19 protein-coding genes and 1 tRNA gene are annotated in these 22,388 nt (G+C 45.8%); 6 read left to right on the top strand and 14 right to left on the bottom strand.

The window, feature by feature from the left end; translation table 11 throughout:
- The first annotated feature begins 135 nt into the window (after positions 1–135).
- Together OPS25_RS05785 and ggt are read left to right on the top strand one after the other, a co-directional pair.
- Positions 136–1,512 (top strand): Na+/H+ antiporter NhaC family protein, encoded by a 1,377-nt coding sequence (locus OPS25_RS05785; RefSeq protein ID WP_265616706.1) that lies wholly within the window; start codon positions 136–138, stop codon positions 1,510–1,512.
- A 4-nt stretch (positions 1,513–1,516) separates the two neighbouring features.
- Positions 1,517–3,199: a gamma-glutamyltransferase gene (gene ggt / locus OPS25_RS05780; RefSeq protein ID WP_265616705.1), complete on the top strand. Its 1,683-nt coding sequence runs from the start codon at positions 1,517–1,519 to the stop codon at positions 3,197–3,199.
- Here the strand turns inward: ggt and OPS25_RS05775 are convergent.
- The 6 genes from OPS25_RS05775 to trxA all read right to left on the bottom strand — a co-directional run bounded on the left by OPS25_RS05775 (position 3,196) and on the right by trxA (position 8,864).
- Positions 3,196–3,612, bottom strand: coding sequence for a VOC family protein (locus tag OPS25_RS05775; protein ID WP_265616704.1), 417 nt, complete (start codon positions 3,610–3,612; stop codon positions 3,196–3,198). The genes ggt and OPS25_RS05775 overlap by 4 nt on opposite strands.
- Positions 3,613–3,629: 17 nt before the next feature.
- Positions 3,630–5,030 (bottom strand): aldehyde dehydrogenase family protein, encoded by a 1,401-nt coding sequence (locus OPS25_RS05770; protein WP_265616703.1) that lies wholly within the window; start codon positions 5,028–5,030, stop codon positions 3,630–3,632.
- A gap of 187 nt (positions 5,031–5,217) precedes the next feature.
- Complete coding sequence (locus OPS25_RS05765) at positions 5,218–6,516, bottom strand: adenylosuccinate synthase (protein WP_265616702.1); 1,299 nt, start codon at positions 6,514–6,516, stop codon at positions 5,218–5,220.
- 103 nt (positions 6,517–6,619) lie between these two features.
- Positions 6,620–6,805, bottom strand: coding sequence for a DUF2065 domain-containing protein (locus OPS25_RS05760; RefSeq protein ID WP_265616701.1), 186 nt, complete (start codon positions 6,803–6,805; stop codon positions 6,620–6,622).
- The gene (locus OPS25_RS05755) at positions 6,805–7,974 is read right to left on the bottom strand and encodes an aminotransferase class V-fold PLP-dependent enzyme (RefSeq protein ID WP_265616700.1); all 1,170 of its coding nucleotides are present in this window, start codon (positions 7,972–7,974) and stop codon (positions 6,805–6,807) included. The genes OPS25_RS05760 and OPS25_RS05755 overlap by 1 nt, the downstream gene beginning before the upstream one ends.
- A 29-nt stretch (positions 7,975–8,003) precedes the next feature.
- The gene (gene trxA, locus OPS25_RS05750; protein ID WP_265616699.1) at positions 8,004–8,864 is read right to left on the bottom strand and encodes a thioredoxin; all 861 of its coding nucleotides are present in this window, start codon (positions 8,862–8,864) and stop codon (positions 8,004–8,006) included.
- 162 nt (positions 8,865–9,026) lie between these two features.
- On the opposite strand from trxA, the gene OPS25_RS05745 reads away from it, so the two are divergent.
- From OPS25_RS05745 to OPS25_RS05735, 3 genes are all read left to right on the top strand, one after another.
- A complete protein-coding gene (locus OPS25_RS05745; protein ID WP_265616698.1) occupies positions 9,027–9,380 on the top strand; it encodes a DUF962 domain-containing protein in 354 nt (117 codons plus the stop codon).
- Positions 9,381–9,413: 33 nt separating this feature from the next.
- Positions 9,414–11,495, top strand: a complete 2,082-nt coding sequence (locus OPS25_RS05740; RefSeq protein WP_265616697.1) for a S9 family peptidase — start codon at positions 9,414–9,416, stop codon at positions 11,493–11,495.
- Between the two features lie 621 nt (positions 11,496–12,116).
- Positions 12,117–12,593 carry a LabA-like NYN domain-containing protein gene (locus tag OPS25_RS05735; protein WP_265616696.1) on the top strand — a complete coding sequence of 159 codons (477 nt, stop codon included), beginning with the start codon at positions 12,117–12,119 and terminating at the stop codon, positions 12,591–12,593.
- A gap of 352 nt (positions 12,594–12,945) precedes the next feature.
- Here OPS25_RS05735 and OPS25_RS05730 read toward each other — a convergent pair whose 3' ends face one another.
- The 6 genes from OPS25_RS05730 to purE form a co-directional block, all read right to left on the bottom strand.
- Positions 12,946–14,055 (bottom strand): PQQ-dependent sugar dehydrogenase, encoded by a 1,110-nt coding sequence (locus tag OPS25_RS05730; RefSeq protein WP_265616695.1) that lies wholly within the window; start codon positions 14,053–14,055, stop codon positions 12,946–12,948.
- Positions 14,056–14,068: 13 nt separating this feature from the next.
- A complete protein-coding gene (locus OPS25_RS05725) occupies positions 14,069–14,542 on the bottom strand; it encodes a Dps family protein (protein WP_265616694.1) in 474 nt (157 codons plus the stop codon).
- A 121-nt stretch (positions 14,543–14,663) separates the two neighbouring features.
- Positions 14,664–15,149, bottom strand: coding sequence for a copper chaperone PCu(A)C (locus OPS25_RS05720; protein WP_265616693.1), 486 nt, complete (start codon positions 15,147–15,149; stop codon positions 14,664–14,666).
- 200 nt (positions 15,150–15,349) lie between these two features.
- Positions 15,350–15,425, bottom strand: a tRNA-Thr gene (locus OPS25_RS05715).
- A gap of 70 nt (positions 15,426–15,495) precedes the next feature.
- Positions 15,496–16,644, bottom strand: coding sequence for a 5-(carboxyamino)imidazole ribonucleotide synthase (locus OPS25_RS05710; RefSeq protein ID WP_265616692.1), 1,149 nt, complete (start codon positions 16,642–16,644; stop codon positions 15,496–15,498).
- The gene (purE, locus tag OPS25_RS05705) at positions 16,644–17,132 is read right to left on the bottom strand and encodes a 5-(carboxyamino)imidazole ribonucleotide mutase (RefSeq protein ID WP_265616691.1); all 489 of its coding nucleotides are present in this window, start codon (positions 17,130–17,132) and stop codon (positions 16,644–16,646) included. The genes OPS25_RS05710 and purE overlap by 1 nt, the downstream gene beginning before the upstream one ends.
- A 193-nt stretch (positions 17,133–17,325) precedes the next feature.
- On the opposite strand from purE, the gene OPS25_RS05700 reads away from it, so the two are divergent.
- On the top strand, positions 17,326–18,222 hold the full coding sequence (locus tag OPS25_RS05700) for a LysR family transcriptional regulator (protein ID WP_265616690.1): 897 nt from the start codon (positions 17,326–17,328) through the stop codon (positions 18,220–18,222).
- Here the strand turns inward: OPS25_RS05700 and OPS25_RS05695 are convergent.
- Positions 18,214–21,006, bottom strand: coding sequence for an ATP-binding protein (locus OPS25_RS05695; RefSeq protein ID WP_265616689.1), 2,793 nt, complete (start codon positions 21,004–21,006; stop codon positions 18,214–18,216). The two genes, OPS25_RS05700 and OPS25_RS05695, sit on opposite strands and share 9 nt — an antisense overlap.
- Before the next feature lie 23 nt (positions 21,007–21,029).
- On the bottom strand, positions 21,030–22,268 hold the full coding sequence (locus OPS25_RS05690; RefSeq protein WP_265616772.1) for an amidohydrolase: 1,239 nt from the start codon (positions 22,266–22,268) through the stop codon (positions 21,030–21,032).
- Between the last annotated feature and the right edge of the window lie 120 nt (positions 22,269–22,388).

Below are 22,388 nucleotides of genomic sequence, written 5' to 3'. Positions count from 1 at the left end.
CTGCAAGTGATTTTCTGTTATTGCCCCACCCGCCTTGTGTAAACGTGGTGAAGCCAAACAAATATGGTTGGTGCAGTTCGAAACCGGTCACAGCCAGAATAACAATTATAACTATTTGTGTGTTAGGAAAATCGTATGCAATGGATGTCTATCATCCCGCCCCTCGTCGCTATTATCGTCGTCTTCTGGAAAAAAGAAGTTATTCTCGCTCTCTTTCTGGCTATTCTTTGTGCCGAAGCACTACTTATTTGGCAAGCATCCGATCCAAACTGGTTGATAACCCCCATTAATACCCTTGAACGGATTGTTGACGTAGCAGCGTCCCCTGGCAATACACGTATATTAATGTTTTCGTTGCTCGTCGGTGCATTGCTGGCCCTCATCAGAGATTCGGGTGGCATTGCGGCCACTGTTAACTGGTTGGTCACCAAAGGCGTCGCCAAAAGTAAACGGCAGGTGGGGAGCGTCACTATGGTGACCGGCATTGTGGTATTTATTGAATCCAATTTAAGCGTGCTTACTGCCGGGATTTTTGCCCGTGGACTGTTTGACAAGTTTAAGATGAGTCGTGCCCGTCTTGCCTATATCATCGACAGTACCTGTGCTCCTATCTGTATTTTGATCCTGTTAAATGCCTGGGGCGCGTTTATCATCGGTTTGCTGGACAGTTACAGCTTACCGCAAACCTCCGCTGAAATTTTATGGGGGAGTGTGCCTTTTAATTTTTATGCACTGATTACGCTGGCTATCGTTGTTTACACTATAGTCACAGATAAAGTACATGGGCCTATGGCAGCTGAAGAAGCCCGATTAACTACCGAAGATTCTGTGCTCACGACCACCAAGGCATCGAAAGCCCGTTTTATGATTTTACCCTTGCTTACCCTGGTACTGGGCATGGTTGGCTTTATGTTCTGGACTGGTGACGGCTCTTTAGCTAATGGCAGTGGCAGTAAGTCAGGGCTATACGCGACACTAATGGCGACAGCGGTAGCTTATATTTTGTTAATCATTCATCGTCAAATGCGTCATTTACATATTGTGGAAACTGCATTTAAAGGTATGGGTGAGCTCCTTCCTGTGGTGGTTATTGTACTATTTTCGTTAGCGCTGGGTGCCAGTTTAAAGCTGTTGGGCACGGGGGTGTTTGTGGCGCAAATTGTGGGTGAATTTCTACCTGTGTACCTGATTGTCCCCACTCTCTTTCTGGCTGGCGCAATCATGTCATTTACCACCGGCACTTCTTGGGGAACCTTCGCAATTTTAGTTCCCTTGGGGGTACCCTTGATTGAAGCATTCGGGCTTCCACCCTCGCTCGTACTGGCCGCCATTCTGGGTGGGGGCATTTTTGGCGATCATTGTTCGCCTATCTCTGATACTACCGCGGTATCTTCTATTGCTGCTGGCTGCGATCTGTTAACCCATGTTAAAACGCAAATGCCGTATGCGTTAACTGCAGGGGGACTGACGTTAGTGGCGTACTTAGTGACCAGCTTAATCATGATTGGATAAAATTATGCGCTTATTTTTCTCGTTTTTAGTTACCTTAACGCTTACCAGTTGTGCGTCAGACCCTGCTTCCATTGCGAAAGTTGAAGAGCACGCGGTGGCGATGCCGGACAGGTTTAGTGCTGATGCGGCGATGGATGTGCTGCTAGAAGGTGGCAATGCAGTGGATGCGGCCATTACTGCTCAATTCGTGTTGGCGGTTACCTTGCCAGAAGCAGGTAATCTCGGTGGCGGTGGCTTTATGACGTTAGTGATGGAGGGGAAACCGGCTTTTCTTGATTATCGCGAAATTGCCCCCGAAAAGGCAACCCGCGATATGTACCTGGATGACAAGGGCAACGTCAAGCCATATGATTCTCTGTTTGGTGCGCGCGCAGCAGGTGTCCCAGGTACAGTGGCAGGGATGTGGGCAGCCCATAAACGTTATGGCACATTACCTTGGCAGCGCTTGTTACAGCCTGCCGTCACCTTGGCAGAAAAAGGCTTTGAAGTTCCCAAAGCGCTTGCCGACAATGTCGTGTGGTATCTAGAAAAGCTGGAAAAAAGAGGGCTAAAAGGTAATTTCAGTAAGTATTTCGGTCACATGCACGCGAATGAAGTATTTCGTCAGCCTGAACTCGCAGAAACATTAAAACGCATTCAACAAGAGGGCCGTGCAGGCTTTTACGAAGGGGAAACCGCAAAACTTATCGATGCTTACATGCTTAAAAATGACGGCCTGATAAATAAAGCCGATTTAAAGAATTACGAAGCGGCGTGGCGGCAACCCATCACCGTTGAGTGGCAGGGTTACGATGTGGTGACGTCTCCCGCCCCCAGTTCCGGGGGTGTTGCGGTGGCACAAATTCTGGGAATGTTTGCTGCACGCGCAGATGACATTGAGCAGCTTGAACACAACAGCGCAGCTTATGTGCACCTGATGGCAGAGATCAGTAAAAGGGTGTTTTCCGACCGCGCCACTTATATGGGCGATCCCGACTTTATTGATGTCCCGCAGGCAGCGCTGATCGACCCTAAGTATATCGAATCGCGGGCAGCTGAAGTTAATTTAACGGCCATTTCAGATACAGATGCGGTCAAACCTGGCTTAGCAGAAAGTGAAGATACCACCCACTTTTCGATCGTAGATAAGTGGGGGAATGCGGTGGCTAATACCACCACAATCAACCTGACGTTTGGCAGCGGGGTAGTAGTGGAAGGCGCTGGTTTTTTACTTAACGATGAAATGGATGATTTCAGTGCAAAGCCGGGCGTGCCTAATTTCTTTGGTGCCGTTGGGGGCGAAGCGAATGAAATTCAGCCCCATAAACGTATGCTGTCTTCCATGACGCCCACCATCGTTCTTAAAAATGACCGCGTTAAACTGGTGACCGGTTCGCCAGGGGGAACCACCATCATTTCATCGGTGGCGCAATCTATCTTAGCCAGCCTATATTTTAATCTGGATGCAGAACAAGCGGCAAATGCCCCGCGTTTCCATCATCAGCTTTTGCCCAAAGACACCTTGCGCGTGCATGAGGGCTTCGATGCTACCATGCTTCAAGCGTTAAGTGAGATGGGATATACGCTGGACAAGCGCCGTTTTGGTGATATTCATTTAATCAAGCACACACCAGCCGGGCTGGAAGCCGCTTCAGAAAAAAGCGGCCGCGGAAAAAGTATGGTGGTAGGCAAAGATAAGCGCAATTAAATGGCAAATAATTGCTCAATTGAAGCGAACGCTTTGAATTCCAACGCGTTGCCCGCGGGGTCTATAAAGAACATGGTGGCCTGCTCGCCAGGCTGTCCTTTGAACCTGATATATGGCTTAATGACAAAATCAATGTGTGCAGCTTCTAAGCGGGTCGCCAGGGCGCGCCATTGTTCCATGGTTAATACAACGCCAAAATGCGGCACGGGTACCTGGTGATTATCCACCAGGTTAAATTCCGGTAGCGATGGCATGGCTTTAACCAAATGGGTGACCAGCTGATGACCAAAAAAATCCCAATCCACCCAATGGTCACTACTTCTGCCTTTATCGCAGCCTAATAAGCCGCCATAGAACTCTTCTGCTGCTAGTAAATCGTCGACTGGTATAGCTAAATGAAACGGTTGCGGCATCACTACTTCTCTATGGTTTACGCTAATTTTTTCAGTATTGCCAGTTTCCATTTTTTAAATGGTGCATAGCGCACTGGCACGTCAAACTTAAATGAACGCTTCATTATACTTTTCAAATGGCTAAATGTATCAAATCCTGCTTTACCGTGATAATTACCCATACCACTGCTGCCTACACCGCCGAATGGTAAATCCGGGTTCGACATAAACATCAAGGTATCGTTTATACACACGTTGCCCGCGCTGGTTTGTTGAAGTATTTTTTGCTCAAAATCTTTACGTTGGGTAAATAAGTAAAGGGCTAGTGGCTTAGGACGCTGATTGATGTATTCAATCGCCTCATTAAGGTCCGTTACCGCGATAATTGGCAAAATAGGACCAAAGATTTCTTCCTGAAGTAAGGGATGGGTCTCATCTGATACTTCGACAATGGTGGGCTCGATTTTTATCTTCTGCGCATCTGCATTGCCGCCATGGATTACGTGAGCCTTATGCAAATAATTTTTTAAGCGTTCGAAATGGCGCTGATTAATGATTTTTCCATAGTCGTCATTAGTTAGCGGAGAATCGCCGTATTGTTGCTGTAACACTTTTTTAAGTGCCAATATAAGTTCATCTTTGAAGGATTGTTCTACCAAAATATAATCAGGCGCAATACACGTTTGCCCTGCGTTCATCCACTTCCCCCAGACAATACGTTTGGCTGTTGTGGATAAGTCTGTCTTGCAGTCGACGACACAGGGGCTTTTGCCGCCCAGTTCCAGCGTTACTGGCGTTAGATGTTCTGCCGCGGCACGCATAACAATTTTACCGACCTGTTCACCACCAGTATAAAATATATGATCCCAGTTTTGGGTGAGTAGATCGCTGGTTTCGTCCTTCCCCCCTTCAATTACCTGTATCGCCTCACGATCCAAATATTGCGGTACGAGTTGGGCGATAAGAGATGAGGTGGCAGCCGCCAGCTCGGAGGGTTTTAACAGTACACAATTCCCTGCGGCAAGCGCGGCAACCAGGGGCGCAAGAAGTAGTTGTAAGGGGTAGTTCCAGGCACCAATAATGAGAACCACACCGAGCGGTTCTGCTTGCAAGTAACTCTTACCCGGTTGAGCAACCAGGGGCGTCGCTACTTTTCGGGGTGCCGCCCACTTTTCCAGGTTCGATAACGTGTGAGCGATATCACTTTGTAAAAAGCCAAATTCTCCTAGCCATGCCTCGGTTTGACTCTTCCCTAAATCATCTTTCAGGGCATCAAAGATGGCTTGTTCATTTTCGGTAAGTAACTTATTAAGCTGTTCAAGTTGCTGCTTTCGCCATGTCAACGCACGGGTCTTACCTGAATGAAAACAAGTATTAAGGGCGCGACGGACTTCTTCAGCATTGCTGCAAGCAGAAGAGGAGGCGGACGATACTGACATGTTGATACCCATGACTGTTTACAAATCTAAAGCCAGTATATCAGGGAAACAGGGAAGAAAAAGTTATAAAACTTAGCCCTGATGAAGGCTCATTTGCCTCAATATAAGTTAATAAGGGGACTAGAAAAAAGCGGGAAAAATAAAGATGATAAACGCTTCTCCAGAATAATCTGGAGAAGCCAAAATATTAGGCGTCGTAGGGGTGACGCAATACGATCGTTTCGTTACGATCTGGACCAGTTGAAATGATATCTACCGGCACCCCGGTAATTTGTTCAAGACGCGCAATGTAGTTTTTAGCCGCGGCGGGAAGCTTGTCGTATTCAGTCACGCCGAATGTGGTTTCACTCCAGCCGGGCATTTCCTCGTAAACCGGTGTTACCAGATCATAGCCATCGGCTGCCATCGGCGGGACATCTTTGACGTTCCCATCTGCATCTTTATACCCTATACAAATTTGCAAAGTTTCAAGCCCATCCAACACATCAAGCTTGGTGAGACAGAAACCGGTGATAGAGTTAATTTGCACTGCACGTTTCATGGCGACTGCATCAAACCAACCTGTACGTCTTTTACGGCCAGTGGTGGCACCGAACTCGTGCCCTTTAACACCCAGGTGCTCGCCGACTTCGCAAGCTAACTCGGTGGGGAATGGACCGGAGCCCACACGCGTAGTATAAGCTTTAACAATACCCAGTACGTAATCTAAACGTAATGGGCCAAACCCGGCCCCAGTGGCCACACCACCAACGGTTGTATTTGACGACGTAACATAGGGGTAAGTACCGTGGTCGATATCCAGTAACGTCCCTTGCGCACCTTCAAACATAATCGGCAGACCAGCCTGATGCGCCTTATCCAGTTCGTCAGTGACATCCACGACCATAGCCTTTAAGATATCAGCCACCGCTAACGCATCTTGCAAGGTTTTATCATAATCAACCGCTTCTTCGCCGAAATATTCGGTTAAAGTGAAGTTATGAATGGCCAACACTTCTTTGAGTTTGGCAGCAAAGTCTTCAGGATTGAACAGATCACCTACCCTCAAACCGCGACGAGAAACCTTATCTTCGTACGCAGGCCCGATTCCACGACCGGTAGTGCCAATAGCTTTACTGCCACGCGCTTTCTCTCGCGCCACATCAAGGGCAATGTGATAAGGTAAGATAAGTGGACAGGCTTCACTGATTTTTAAGCGCTCACGCACAGGAACTCCGCGTTCTTCGAGCATTTTCACTTCTTTCATCAATGCTTCTGGTGACAACACTACGCCGTTTCCGATAATACACGTTACATTGTCGCGAAGAATACCCGAAGGAATTAAATGAAGGACGGTTTTTTCACCGTCAATAACCAGCGTATGACCTGCGTTATGGCCGCCCTGATAGCGCACCACATATTTCGCTCGATCGGTGAGTAGGTCGACGACCTTACCTTTTCCCTCGTCGCCCCATTGGGTGCCGAGTACGACTACATTTTTTGCCATGGATCAGAAGTGTTAAAAAATTAGGCGGGGATTCTACCAAAAATGTGGGAGGATAATCACCCCCTTTATGTACAAATTTAATGCAAATTCAAAATATACATAATTAGCTAATGAGGAAAAACAAGCTGATTGTACCAATGACCACCAGCGCACCGCCAATCTGACGAAGGTGATTGGTGGGCTGCTGGCTAATTTCTAATAAATAAAGACGCCACCGGTTTGGAATCAATAAAGGGCCAAGGCCTTCGATAATACAAACTATTGCCAGTGCGGGCCAAAGCCAATCCATTATGTCTCCGAAAACGTGGTCAGGCAGGACAAATCAATCTCATCAGCGTTATGGTAGAGAGCAAAGCCAAATCGCAGGCGATCACCTCGGTAGTCCGTTAATACGCCGTGTTGTTTAAGAAACGCAGCTAATCGAGCAGTGGTCTCGTCATCGGGTAGCGTAAAAGTGAGAAAATGACCACAATGCTCTACTAAGTCAACCACAAGCGTTTTACGGTTCACTAATGGATGATCAATTTCATCCAGTTTGGCAAGAAATGCCTGCTGAATGGTTTTAATATAATGATTAATCGCCGAAACATTTATATTCTCACTTTTTAGCAGCTCAAAAACAGACCGCATGCGATACAGTCCCGAAAAGTCCATGGTAGCACCAGCGAATCGCATGCCATCTTCACTGTATTGGACCTGTTTGCCTTTACGTTTTTCTAACGCTCCAAATTCAGCATACCACCCCGTGTAGAGTGGTCTTAATCTCGTCTGAGGAGGAACGTGTGCAAAACAGACCCCTTCGCCACTTTGCGCATATTTGTAGCCTCCGCCCAAATAAAATACGCGCTGCTGGATTGTCTTGATATCAATCGGTAAAGCCATGAAGGCATGATAGCCGTCTATAACAACTAATGTATCAGCATCGTTAACCGAGGTCACAATATGCTCAATGTCCTGCACGCAATAACCGGAATTAAAGAACACGTGACTAAAGAACACCAGATCCGGCTGGTTTTGTTGAATAGCTGAAATAAAACGCTGATTGAATGTCGCAAATGGCTGCGTTGGCACGCGTACAACATTGATAGTATCGAGCTCATCTAAACGGTTAAGCTGGCGGTGGAAACTATGAAATTCGCTATCCGTCGTAACAATCGTTTGTGGTGTTGAAAAATCCAGGCAAGATAAAATGCGAAAGACAAATTCGTGCGTATTGGGTGCAAAGACAATCTGCTCAGGCCAATCTGTATTTAACGTGTCGGCAATGTTACGTTGAACGGTTGGCACCACATCCTGAAAAAAATGTCCCCACTTGTCGTCCACCCATTTAGCGCTATCGTCCCAGTAGGCCAGCATGGCATCCCGCGTGACATCTGGCCAAAAATAATGACTATGACAAGAGTAATGCTGCTTACCCTGATTAGCGTTTATGAAGCGCTGATAAAATTGCTGATACATGATTTATCCGGCCGTGAATACTATTTCGATTAATAAAGTAAGCTGTAGACTTTCCGACGATAGGATGATTTCAGGGTGTCACCGTCAGCCAACGCGTTGATCATGTCGAGCATCACCTTCTTCGCATCGCCGAAATTAACATCCTTTAATAACACCTGATACAACAACTCTAATGCTTCATCTGCTTTGTGCGCTTGTTGCAACTGTACCGCTAAATCAATTTTAAGCTGCAAGTCGTTAGGATTTTGTTCCACCGCTTCTTTTAATTTTTGCATTTCCGGGCTTTGCGATGCCTGTTCAGCCAATTCAATTTTACTGTTTAATGCGTGGTAACGATTATCCTGGTCTACCAGTTTAATCGTTGCTAACAGTTCCTTAGCTTGATTAATCGAACCTGTTTCTATCATGCAATCAATGTATAACAACTTTACTTCAAGATTAGCTTCGTTCAATTCGTATGCGTGTTTCACCAAAGGGAAGGCCTCTTGATAATTGCCCTCAGCAATTAGTTGCATACCTTTTTCTAAATACTCGTCCTCTGGCTGGGGTAAATATTTTGCCAGCATCTCGCGAATTTGCGCTTCAGATTGTGCGCCAGCAAAACCATCAATGGGTTGTCCGTCTTTTACCACCATTACCGTAGGTAGGTTACGAATGCCGAACTGGGCGGCCACTTCCTGTTGCTTTTCACAATCTACTTTTGCCAGAATCATACTGTCCTGGTATTCCCCGGCGATTTTTTCCAAGATCGGCATCAGATCTTTACAGGGCTCACACCAGTCAGCCCAAAAGTCTACCAATACAATTTTTTCACGGGAGTCATGCAAAATGACCTGCTGAAAATTTTCCACCGTGATTTCCACGATATTATTTGCGACTAAGTTATCCATTTGCTCTGCCTGTTTCATGCGATTGTGAAAGTGTATATGGGGCGCGCCTGAAGAAAAACAATAACCTTACACTTTCTTGCTTTAGCAGCCCATTGAAACACTTCCACTGTTCTAATGGCAACGTAAATGGTAAGTTAGTTTTGTTTTAATTAGGGGTTGCAAATGAGCATAACTGAAGAGCGATTTCGCACGTTCGACGAATTCTACCCGTACTATTTAAAAGAGCACGCTCATCCAACTTGCCGGCTATTGCATTTTATCGGTTCTACTCTCGTACTAATCGTGCTGGTTCTTGCACTTTTCACCCAACAGTGGGCACTATTATGGTTATTACCATTCTTAGGCTACGGATTTGCGTGGGTGGGGCATTTTTTTTATGAGAAAAACAAGCCTGCAACCTTCCGCTACCCTCTTTATAGTTTAATTGGTGACTGGGTTATGTATAAAGACATTCTATTTGGCCGGGTAACTTTAAAAAAAAATACAGCATCAGTGTCTCAACATGATGATGATTGACCATTTATAAAAGGGAAAGGAGTAACACGACACATGCGATATACTTGGTATGCCTCATTATTTTTAGCCGCGACCACGTTTAAAGGGGCGGCAGTCCCCCAGGAAACAGATACTGCACTGCCCACGACCTTACAGTACGCAGACACCTTCAACCTGGAATACCCAGGCTCAATGCTGTTCAGTCACAATGGCAAAAGTATTATATATGAACGCCGCTCTATGGATATCATGAAGGATCGTACCCATACCGCGCTGTGGCAAGTGTCATTAGATGGTAACAAACACCGTCCGCTTATTGCTCAAGATGACAGTGTTAGTCAGGCTTCCCTCTCGCCCGATGGCAATATGCTAGCGTATGTGTCCAATTCTCAAATCTATGTGTATTATTTCGACTCAGCGGAGCATGCTAAAATCTCGACGCTGCCCTACCGTCCTGCCGACATTACCTGGTCCCACGACAGTAAAGCTCTGGCGTTTAGCATGTTCACTCCGGCTAAGGAAACACCCCTTTTCACCGACATGCCAGCAAAACCCGATGGGGCAACATGGGCGGATAGTGCGAAATTTATTGAGCGTACCCATTATCGATCAGATGGTGCAGGCTATCTTCCACACGGTTATAAGCAGCTATACATTTTACCGGTGACGGGCGGTACTCCCCGGCAGTTAACAACTGGTAAGTTTCCCCATTCAGGCACACTGGCATTCGCGAAAAACAATAAGTCGATTTTCTTTTCTGCGAACCGAAACGAAGACTATGCCTTAAATCCATTGACGTCAGATATTTATAAGGTCGATATTCACACACGTGATATCACCCAGGTTACTTCCATGACTGGCCCGGAGTTTTCCCCGCAGCTAAGCCCGAACGGTAAAAAATTGGCTTTCATGCAGCTTAATGACCGAAAACTGTCTTACCAGAATGCTGATTTAATGGTGATGGACCTGGCCTCTGGTGAAGCTAATCGTATTACCTCGGCACTAGATCGCTCTATCCAAAATTTTTATTGGAAACCCAACAGCGAAACAATCGTGTTTTCTTACCTTGACCAGGGAGAGCATAAAGTTGCCAGCACCGATTTGTCGGGCAATATTCAAAAAATTGCGGTGACGTTAGGGGGGCAGTCCATGGGGCGTCCTTATACATCAGGTAAGTTTGCCGTCAACCAAAATGGCGATATTGCGTTTACCAAAGCGAATATGAATAAGCCCGCCGACCTCGCCCTGATAAAAGCAGGTAGTGACAAGCAGGTAGAATTAACCGACTTAAACAGCGATGCATTGGGTCATTTGGCGCTGGCAGAGGTGAAGCCATTGAACGTTACCTCGTCGGTAGACGAGCGCAAAATTGATGCCTGGGTAGCCTATCCTCCCCATTTTGACAGCAGCAAAAGCTACCCATTAATTCTTGAGATTCATGGCGGTCCTCATGCAGCGTATGGTCCGCATTTTTCCATGGAAGTTCAGTTGATGGCATCCAAAGGCTACATGGTGGTGTGGTCTAATCCTCGTGGGAGCAGTTCGTATGGGGAAGACTTTGGTAACCTGATCCATCACAACTACCCCTCGCAAGATTACAACGATCTGATGGATGTGGTGGATGCAGCCATCGCACAGGGTAATGTAGATAAAAGTAATTTATTTATAACCGGCGGCTCCGGCGGTGGGGTGCTTACAGCTTGGTCTATAGGCAAAACCGATCGCTTCAAAGCGGCCGTTGTTGCCAAACCTGTCATCAACTGGATGAGCTTTGCACTCACCGCAGACGCCTACCCGTTTTTTAGCCAGTATTGGATGCCCGACATGCCTTGGAATATTGCCGATCAGTTATGGAAGCGTTCACCGCTTTCATTAGTTGGAAACGTAAATACTCCTACTTTATTATTAACTGGTGAATCAGACTACCGTACGCCGATAAGCGAATCGGAGCAATTTTACCAGGCGTTGCGATTGAAAGGTGTGGATGCAGCAATGGTAAGGATCCCCGGCGCGCCGCATGGAATTGCGGGTAAACCTTCCCGCCTGATTCAAAAAGTCGGTAATATTATAGCCTGGTTTGAACGTTATAGAGAGAATGACCATCACCACGACAAAAAGGTGGCAACTTCCCACTAACGAAACCGCGCCCCATGGGGCGCGTTTTTCTGCCAGATAACAACCCTATCCCGGTTAACTTTTTGCCAAGATGATATACGTCCACTGTAATAATCCGGCATGTTCTCGCCCCCTAAGCCTTGCAAACAGTCAGGCGTTGTTTTTTCTAAACTGGCATTTCTCCATTTTTGTAGACAGGCTGGGAGGACTGGGATCCAAATTATACAGGCATTGATAGCGGCCGAGTCGCTTAGAAGATTATAATTCGCCTTATATTGGGTTCTTAAAAATGAAACTAAATGGTGGCAACACAAGCGATTCCAGTACAGTGGTGATACAGGCCGCTTCCCTGACATGACCTTGCGCTTTGTTCAACGTTGGACCTAGCAAAACAATTCATATCCCTACCGACCTATGGCTCCTCGATGTAATGCAATGTATTCGCTCGATTGATGCCCTGATGTCTCGCAGTTAAAAGGGCGAAAATATGTTTTTTATTTTATGAATGGCGGAAAGCGGGAAAAGAGTGCATTGTACCTGTGAGCGGCTCAACCATTGACATACTACACACTTCGTCTATCGCGCCAATCAATGGGTCAATGACCAACGCCTGGCATACTGGAAAATTTAAGAAAGAATTCTATGGAAAAAATCGCTATCTTTGTTGATGTGCAAAACGTCTATTACACCACCCGACAAGCCTATAAACGGAATTTTGATTACAATAAATTCTGGCGTACCGTCACCGAAGGTAAAGACGTCATCACCGCCATTGCCTATGCCGTGGAGCGGGGAGACAAAAAACAACAGGAATTTCAAAATATTCTACGTGCGATTGGTTTTGAAGTGAAATTAAAACCTTTCATTCAACGTGCAGACGGCAGCGCCAAAGGTGACTGGGATGTAGGCATTACCATCGACATGCTGGAAAATGCTGAACGAGTCGATAAGCTTATACTCGTTTCCGGCGACGGCGACTTTGACATACTGGTAGACAGACTTAAGACACATAATGGTAAAGATGTTGACGTATATGGCGTGCCCACGTTGACTGCCACCAGTCTAATCAATGTAGCAAGTCACTATGTCGAGATAACCCCAGAGTGGTTACTAGGTTGATTAGGTTGCGTGGTCAACTTATTTTTTATGCTTGGACAGTATCACAACAACGGTATCCGCCATAAGCCTGACTTTTCTGTAAAACCGGTAAGCGGCAGCGCGGCACAGAATTAGGTGCTAGGTTGGGTGTCTTAATATAGGGGGAGGATATGCAGTTTGTTTATCTGATGGACCCACATAACTAAAGTGCTCGCCCCTCCTTTGATTCGCACCGTTGGCTCTCTTCTGATGGTAAGAAATAACCTAGCTTTATCAGGGCGAACGTATTTTTCTACGTCAGCCCCCTTTAATGATATGGAATAGTTGACTCACTTTCGCATTAAGAATTCGACAGTGAGTCCATTCAACTTTTTTATTTACCCGGTGACACCTGTAATAACTTGCCATTCGCTTCATCAGTGAGCAGATAGATTAATCCGTCCGGCCCCACTTCAACATCACGAATACGCTGGTTGCGATCTCGCAAGTATTCATGTTGTTTGCCAGGCTTGTCGCCATCCATTTCAATGCGGCGCAGATGGGTGAATTTCAGCGCGCCCACGAGCAAATCACCTTGCCAGGCCTTAAATTTGTCGCCCTGATAAAACGTCATACCACTGGGAGCTATAGAAGGGTCCCAATAAATGACGGGTTGCTCCATACCTTGCTGTTTGGTTTTATCAGAAATGATCTCGCCGCTATAATCCACACCGTAGGTGATAGTTGGCCAACCATAGTTATTCCCTTTACCCAGTTTATTAACTTCATCGCCACCTTTGGGACCATGCTCCATGGCCCACACATCACCCGTCACAGGGTGAATGGTCAGTCCTTGCACGTTTCGATGCCCATAGCTGAAGACTTCAGGTGCATTACCATCAATAAAAGGATTATCTTCAGGAACGGAGCCGTCAGGACGAATACGAACAATCGTCCCGAAATGGTTGTCAGGGTTCTGCGCTTCTTTCATATATTTGTAGCGATCACCTAATGTGATATACAAATTTTTCTGCGCATCGAAGCCTAATCGGCAGCCAAAATGAAAGCCATTGTCAACCAAAGGCTGAGCAGTGAAAACATCTTTGACTTCCACCAGCATTTCTCCGTCTAACCTTGCTTGGCTGACTGCGGAGCTACTGCCCCCTTCACCGGGTTTGCTGTAACAAAAATATAACGTCTGATTGTTAGCAAAATCCGGATCAGCGACAATATCTAGCATTCCGCCCTGATTGTTCGTAGCAGCGTCCGGTACCCCCTGTAAATCGCTACTCAACCCATTCTGCGCATCGTAAATACGAATGGCTCCTCCACGCTCGGTAATGACCAGCCTGTTATCAGGCAGGAACGTCATACCCCAAGGGTGATTTAACCCTGTTGCCAACTCTTTAACCTCTAACTCGGCAGTGTCAGCCGCAGTCACAGAGACTGAACAAGCAATTAAGCTAGTCGCAGCGAAGCGACAGAAGATGGACGTATTATTCAAAATTTTTCCTATTTTATTTTTGAGTGAGTGCCCGTAACATCCAGGCAGTTTTTTCGTGAACTCTCATACGGTCTGAAACCAGCGCGATAGTAGACTCGTCGTCTGCCTCCTGCGCCATTTTAAGGGCCTTTCGGCAGGTTTTCACTACCTGTTCGTGGCCATGGGTCAATAAGCGCACCATTTCAGTAGCTTCAGGTACACCATCCACTTCCTCAATTGAACTAAGTTCAACGAAAGCTTTATAGGTGCCTGGTGCGGGAACATCTAACGTTCTGATCCGTTCAGCAATATCATCCACAGCTTCAGCCAGTTCGGTGTAATGCTCCTCAAACATTAAGTGCAGATCACGAAACTGGGGGCCAATCACGTTCCAGTGAAAATTATGCGTCTGAAGATACAATGTATACGAGTCAGCTAAGAGGCTCTTCAACCCTTCTGCGACCTGATTACGATCTCCTTCAGAAATACCGATGTCGATTTTACTCATTCATTACCCCTTGTTAAGCAGACAAAAAAATAAGGACTGATTAGCCCCGTGTTATATATATTTAATATCCCTTAAAGCGCATTTTGGATTACAAAAATGAGAAATAGCATTGCTTTAATGTTTAATGATGAGAATCATGGTGATGCTCAGACTGAGTTGGCACAGGGTGTTCTTTACGGACAATAACGTTAACTGAGTGAGATGCCCCCTCATCGAAAAGCAGGGTGAGCATGAAGCTATCTCCTTTCTTAAGCGGCCTTTTTAAACCAAGCAACATGATATGATGTCCCCCCGGCATAAATTGAACGGCTTGATGTGATGGTAACGTCACACCTTTTTTAACTTCCCGCATCTTTGCCATTTCCCCTACCATTTGTGTGGTGTGGATTTGGGCTTCATCAGCAAGCGTTTTGTCGACCGTGACAGAATTTAGTTGTCTTTCTTTGTCGCTTTGATTTTCTAGTGTCATATAAACGGCCGCAGTCGTTGCCATTGCAAAGGTAGCCTTAGCATACACATCTCTTACTTCAATCTGATGAGTTGATGCGTGTGACAGCTTAGCTAGCCCAAGTAAAATGAAAGCAGCTAAAAAGCGTAGTTTCATCATCGTAATATTTCACTCTTTTTTGTCAAAAATCTACGTTAACAAAGTAACCTACGAAATGGTATAGCATTTACATGTCGTTAAAGCGTGATACGAAGACCAGAATGGAAGAGAGGGAGATAAACAGGAAAAATAATGAGAAGTAAAAAGTTAAAAAGTAAAAAGTTAAAAAGTAAAAAGTTAAAAAGTAAAAAGTAAAAAAATGGTGCCGACTGCCGGAATCGAACTGGCGACCTACTGATTACAAGTCAGTTGCTCTACCAACTGAGCTAAGTCGGCACACTAAAGTACTCGCTTCAACCAATTCCGGCCAAAGCGGACGCGTATTTTAGCGTCCGCACTCCACTTGTCAAGCAGCACTTAGTGATTTTAATCGCTTCGCTTCACTCACTAACTTTGGGAAATATTCTATTGGGAGATATTCACTCAACGCCAGGAGCTTATCACCCAGCTCAGCATAGTTTTCTGCGGTAACGTTGATATGCCCCATCTTACGCTTCTCGCGCACAGTTTTTCCATACCAGTAAAGATGACATCCAGGGATACTTAACAAGTCACTTGAAAATGCACTGCAGGCAATGATGTTGATCATTGCACTGATTCTATGTGAATTGCATCGACCAAGCGGTAACCCGGTTACAGCACGCAGGTGATTATTAAACTGGCTGACATCGCTGCCACTTAATGTCCAATGCCCCGAATTATGCACACGTGGCGCTATCTCATTGACTAATAACTGCTCCCCACATTGGAACAATTCCACAGCCAGTACACCAATATATTCCATACCTTCTGCAAGGGTGGTAAAAATTGCTTCCGCCTGTTGTTGCAAAGCCTCTGTAATATTGAATGCGGGGGCAACGGAAACATGCAATTGCCCCTTATGGTGAAGATTTTCGGCGAGCGGATAAACGCGAACTACGCCTTGTTTATCTCTTACACCGATAATTGACACTTCCCGATCAAACTCTAGCATCTGCTCGACAACCAGTGGTACGGTTTGCAAATCTAATCCCTGCAGCGCTGACTTAAGGGCCGGTAATTCAGATTTTTCAGTTAATCGCCACTGTCCATAACCGTCATAACCATCCCTGCTTGCCTTTACAATCAATCGCTCGCCTAACGCTTCTACACATTCATCCAACTGGTCAATATGGGTGACAACCTGGTGCGCGCAATTTTTCACGCCCAGCCGCGTTAACAAACGTTTTTCACGTACTCTGTCTGCGCCGATAAGCACAGCGTCAATGGAAGGAAACAATTTGCCTGAGCGGGAAGCTTGCTCAAGTAAGTGTTCGGGAACATGTTCGAATTCAACTGTTAAGGCGTCAGCATTGGCTATGGCATGCGCTAGAGAAATTTCAATTACCTGCTTAGAAACAGGGTGAACCACTTGTTCATTTTTAACATCGACAGCATGTACTTCGATACCCATTGGGCAGCCTTCAAGGTACATCATTTGCGCCAGCTGCCCGGCCCCATAAACCAGCACTTGCATCAATTAAGCTCCAAATTACTGTTGCTCAGCACAGTTTCAGTTTGTTTGTTACGGAACTGTTTAATTGCGTCAGCCACCTCGGGGTGTTGTAAAGCGACAACCTGAGCGGCAAGCAAACCTGCATTAGCAGCACCGGCTTCGCCAATCGCCAGCGTTCCTACGGCGACACCTTTAGGCATTTGGACTATGGAGAGCAAAGAGTCGAGCCCGTTTAATGCCTTAGACTGTACAGGGCAACCAAAAACAGGGAGATGTGTATGGGCAGCAATCATACCTGGCAAGTGGGCGGCTCCCCCAGCTCCTGCGATAATTACGCTAAAACCCTCTTCGGCAGCGCCCTCGGCAAATTCCACAAGCAAATTAGGGGTGCGGTGAGCGGATACAACTTTTGCTTCAAATTCGACCCCGAACGAGCGCAGCATTTTCGCGGCCTGCTGCATTGTAGGCCAATCTGAGGTTGAACCCATAACAATCGCGACTTTTGCCATCAACAGCTCCTGATAACGCTATTTTTTTCCGTGCGCTACAAATGCAGTTTTGTGAGCACGAAAAACGGTGAGTGGAAAAGCGGGCAATTTTAACGCAAAAGCCGCGCGTTGCCCATAGCCAAAAGAGGAGTTTAACTTTAATATCATTCATCAATAACAATAAATTTTAATGCTAATAATGGCGGGATAGTTTATGTATGCACTCACATTTCGCTTACTGGAAGTATTTCGACAGGTGGTTGATTGCGGTTCGGTTACAGCGGCTTCCACAGCGATGTCACTTTCACAACCGACTATCTCTTTGCAGTTAAAAAAAATAACAGAAATTATAGGTATGCCTCTGCTTGAACAATACCAGGGCACACTTCGAATGACCGAGGCTGGTGTGGCGGTATATCAATGCGCGCAGGAAATACAAAATTCTCAAGATAAGCTGCACAGTCAAATTCAGGCCCTTAAAGGTATGGAAACGGGCGCGTTAAATTTGGCTGTAGTGACAACCGTAAAATATGTTATTCCGCCTCTGTTAAGTTCTTTTTGTAAAGCCCACCCAAACATAGACGTCCAGTTCACTATTGGCAATCGCGCCCAGGTTATTGAACGAATGGAAAACAATAAGGACGACTTATATATTTTTAGTCAGCCCCCTGCAGATATGCCAATCATCGCCACCCCTTTTCAAGAAAATGAATTAGTTGTGATCGCCCCTCCGGATTTTCAAGGTCCTGACCAGTGTGATCTTGCAACGTTAGCCAATAACAAGTTTTTGCTAAGAGAGCCGGGCAGTGCCACCAGAAATGCCATCGATGAGTTCTGCCAAACGCATCATATTAAACTGGACAATGTAATGATGATTGAGAGCAATGATGCCATCCGTCTGGCTGTTTCTTCCGGGCTTGGTCTGGCAATACTGTCTCGTCATACGGTGGCTCAAAACGCGGAGGACCAGATAAAAATATTGAATGTTGAAGGATTCCCGATTAGCACCTACTGGCAGGTCGTCACCTTGAAAAACCGGCCTATCAGTCCCGCAGCCGAATCGTTCAGAGATTTGTTAATTCGTCACTCGGAACATACACCATTAGCTTAACCTGTCGCCGGATAGTGTTTGCGCGATAATATTAAGTAATTGTTCTTTCTTAAATGGTTTGGCCAGGTGGGCGTCCATACCCGCTTTGTAACACGCGTTTTTGTCCTCTTCAAACGCATTCGCTGTCAGCGCTATGATAGGAGTGGAAGCCTTAGCGTCGGACCGTGCGCGGATATGGCGAGTGGCTTCAAGCCCATCCATAACCGGCATCTGACAGTCCATTAATATCAAATCAAAATTATGTTTAGACAACACATCCAATGCTTGCTGCCCATCTTTTGCCCATAAGTATACCCATTTCTGCGATTTAACAATATCGGCGACAATCTCTGCATTAATGCTATTGTCTTCCACCAGTAAAATTTTCAGTTTTTTAGGAAGTGGGGGTAACACGCTTGCTTCTTTATTGGCACTCTTTACCTCTGGCGTGAAAGGGATCACGACGGTAAAGGTAGTTCCTTCATGCGGTATGCTGCGAACCTGTATGTTCCCACCCATCAGCTCAATTAATTTTTTGGTAATGGACAACCCAAGCCCAGTCCCACCATAAACGCGCGTGGTTGAGGAATCTGCTTGTTCAAATTGTTTAAATATTCGTTCAAGTTGTTCGTCACTCATTCCGATGCCTGAATCAATAACACTGACACTCAATTTGCCCTTGTTGAAAAACGCATCCACCTGCACTGTTCCATTTTGGGTAAATTTGATGGCGTTACTAAGTAAGTTGTTAAGTATCTGATTCAGTTTTCCACCATCCCCCAGCAGATGCTCTGGCACCGACGCATCTACATTTGAATGAAGGGTCACATATTTATTTTGGGCCGCTTGAGAATGCAAAAATAGAAGACTTTCAATCAAGGTTCGCAACGAAAAGGGGTGCTCGTCTAACGTCATCTTCCCTGCTTCAATTTTTGACCAATCCAAAATGCTGTTCAATATTGACAGTAAATGGCTGGCAGAGTAGTGAATGACTTCGACCTTTTTAGACACTCCCTCGGGCAGAGGAATTTCCAGTAAGTTTTCGCAGCTTCCTAGAATACCATTCATAGGCGTTCGGATTTCGTGAGACATATTGGCCAAAAATTGGCTTTTCGCATTATTGGCTAAGTTCGCTCGTTTTAATGCTTTTTTAAGCGATAGAGTTTTTTCTGCTACTTTTTCTTCAAGGGAAATGTTAAGCACACGCAATTGCTTATTCAACACTTCCTGTTCTGAGCGGGATTGGGCTAAATCTTTGAACGCTTTTACCAGACGCTCCTGCAGATTTAAAAATGCTTCATGCAATTGGCTGATTTCGCGCACATAAAAATATTTTCGTGGTGGCAGAGTCTCGCTATATTCACTGTCAGGAGTAAAGGATTCAAAGTAACGTACCAGGTTGTTCATGGGTGCTGTAAACACCGTAGCAAGAATATGCCCAACCAACACGCTCATGACAGCCAGGCACAGCAATACGGCAAGGGCTAAAAGTAACCAGGTATTAAACGTATCGGTAAAACGCGAAAAGTCATACAACAAACGCACCTGCCAGTTAGTCTGGGGAACCTGAAGGCGAGACTGTAGCCAATCGTTTTCTTTTAATCGAACTCCCTGCTCACACCGACTGTTTTGGCAGGTTTCAAACTCGACAGGTGCCAGGGGTGGTAAATTTAGCCGCTCACTTGCATATACCACGTTTTTTGCTGCGTCCTCTATAATCACAACAAACCCTGGAATTTTCTGTTTATCAAATTGAGCGAAACTACTTAATGATAACGACCCTTCTACAATACCGGCCAATTCACTATTGACTAAAATTGGTGAAGATATGGCTACAATCAAGTCATTGCCAAAACCGACACCTTGAAAAGCGTTAGACAGATAAGGCTGCCCGGTAGCTTCGACGTGAGTAAAATAAGGCCGTGTAGCAACACTGTTATGTCCTTGTTGCTCGGCCTTCTCTCGCAAGCCAGGAGGAAATGCATTGGTAATCCTGCCCTCGCCGTCGGCTACTAAAAACGAAAGAAAGTGGGGCTGGTTGGTGGCTAACGAACGTAAATATTCGTTGACCCCCTGGTCACTCACGCTCCCGTGCTCTTTTGCAGAGGCAAGCAGATTGGCAGTCAGATTAATGGCACTTTGATTTTTCTTTAAGAAATCTTCTACCTGTTCAGCGATAATTTCAGTTCGTTCGACAATATATTTGTTAATTTGCATTTTTTGCTGTTTCTGGAATATGTGCATATAGCCCATAAAAATCACTAAAATGATTAGAAACAACAAGCTGGCGAAGATATAACTTAGCATCCCTCTGGCGGGGATGAGCTCAGGTGAAGCGGCTATTCGAGCACGATTGGTTATACAGTAGCCAATATGGCCGATTAGTAGACCGACCACGCCGCCCAACCAGCTAATCAAGCTGGCCGTTATAAGTTCAGACGTGGTTTCAATCTGCTCCCCCATAAATGCGACGCCCATTACCGGAAGCGCGAACAGGCTCCAAAAAAAACCGGCATAGATCAGCGGTTTCAAGATTCGTTTTGGATAGCAAAAGCAACTAATGACAACAGGCTGAGCCAGGAGTGCAGTCACCGCCAGCAGGGGATGCTGAAAGCTGAGTGGAAATGCGATGATAAAGGCCGCAGGAATAGCCAGTAATGGACGATACTTCAACGCAATAAATATTGACGCCGCTATACCATAAGCAAAAATTCCATCTGAAATGATAGGAGGAGCAAGGCTGTTACCGATTGTCCCTGCGACAATAAGAAGCAAGTAAATAAATACATTTTTCGCTGTTCTCAAAGCCTTACTCCCTTACTGGCCTCTTATTGATTCATATAGTCTAGTGTGAGATTAGTTAACAACTTAACGCCTAATTTCATGCCACTGTCATCCACATAGAATTCGGGGGTATGGTGGGCGGGAGACTCACTCTCCGGTACATCTTTTGGTTTACCCCCTACCCACAAATACAGGCCTGGCACTTGCTGTTGAAAAAATGAGAAATCTTCCGCTCCAGTCACCGGCTTGTCTTGAATGGCATTCTCTTTGCCAGCAGTCGCTTGGATGGTTGGTAGCATTTTTGCCATTAACTGAGGATCATTATAAGTAATCGGGTAACTGTAGTCTAAAGGTAATGTGAGTTCGGCTTCAGCCCCCATGCTGTCGGCAATTCCTTTTACCTTTCTTGGCATGGCTTCATACATCAGTTCGCGCGCTTTTTTATCAAGGGTACGAATAGTCCCGATTAGTTCCACCTCTGAGGGAATGATATTGGAACGATTGCCGCCATGAATTGAACCCACTGTAACCACGGCCGCATTATCAATTACTTTTATTTCGCGGCTGACGATAGTCTGTAGCGACATGATCATCTGGGCGGCAGTCACAATAGGGTCTACACTTTTCCAGGGATAAGCGCCATGAGCTTGTTTACCTTTGATCACGATTTTAAAGGGATCAACGGCTGCCATAACGCCGCCTGAATTATACATTACCGTGCCCACATCTCTGTTGGCACTAATGTGTAATCCAAAAATAACATCTACATCTGGGTTTTTGAGTACGCCTTCAGCAACCATCACTTCAGCGCCCCCTTTTTCTCCTGGCGGTGCACCTTCTTCAGCGGGCTGGAAAATGAATTTCACCTTGCCGTTCAACTGGTCTTTCATATTGACCAGCACTTTTGCTGCACCCATCAACATCGCCATGTGGGTATCATGCCCACACGCATGCATGACAGGAACTGTTACTCCTTTGTACTCACCCATTTGCTCAGACTTGAAAGGCAAATCGTTTTCTTCTTTTACCGGCAGCGCATCCATATCCGCCCGTAATGCCACAACCGGGCCCGGTTTGCCACTATCCAGTACAGCCACCACACCAGTTTTTGCCACGCCAGTAGTCACATCTAAGTTGAGTCCGCGTAGATATTCAGCAATATATTCGGCCGTCTGAAATTCGCGATTAGAAAGTTCTGGAAATTCGTGAAAATGATGACGCCACTTAATTACTTCAGGCTCCACCTTATCAATTAAGGTAGTGAGGCGTTCGTCTGCCAGCATTGCAGATGAAAAGAAAAGTATTGAAGAGCCTAATAGCGCACGAAGCATAAATTTGTCCTGTTCGAAGTCATTTATCAAGCCTACACAGTAGCGTAATTCCAAACTAATGGAAAGCTAACA

The sequence above is a fragment of the Alteromonas aquimaris genome (assembly GCF_026183695.1).
GTDB classification, from domain to species: Bacteria; Pseudomonadota; Gammaproteobacteria; order Enterobacterales; family Alteromonadaceae; genus Alteromonas; species Alteromonas aquimaris.
Note: the sequence above shows the minus strand (reverse complement) of the source record. Positions and strands in the feature narration are given on the sequence as shown.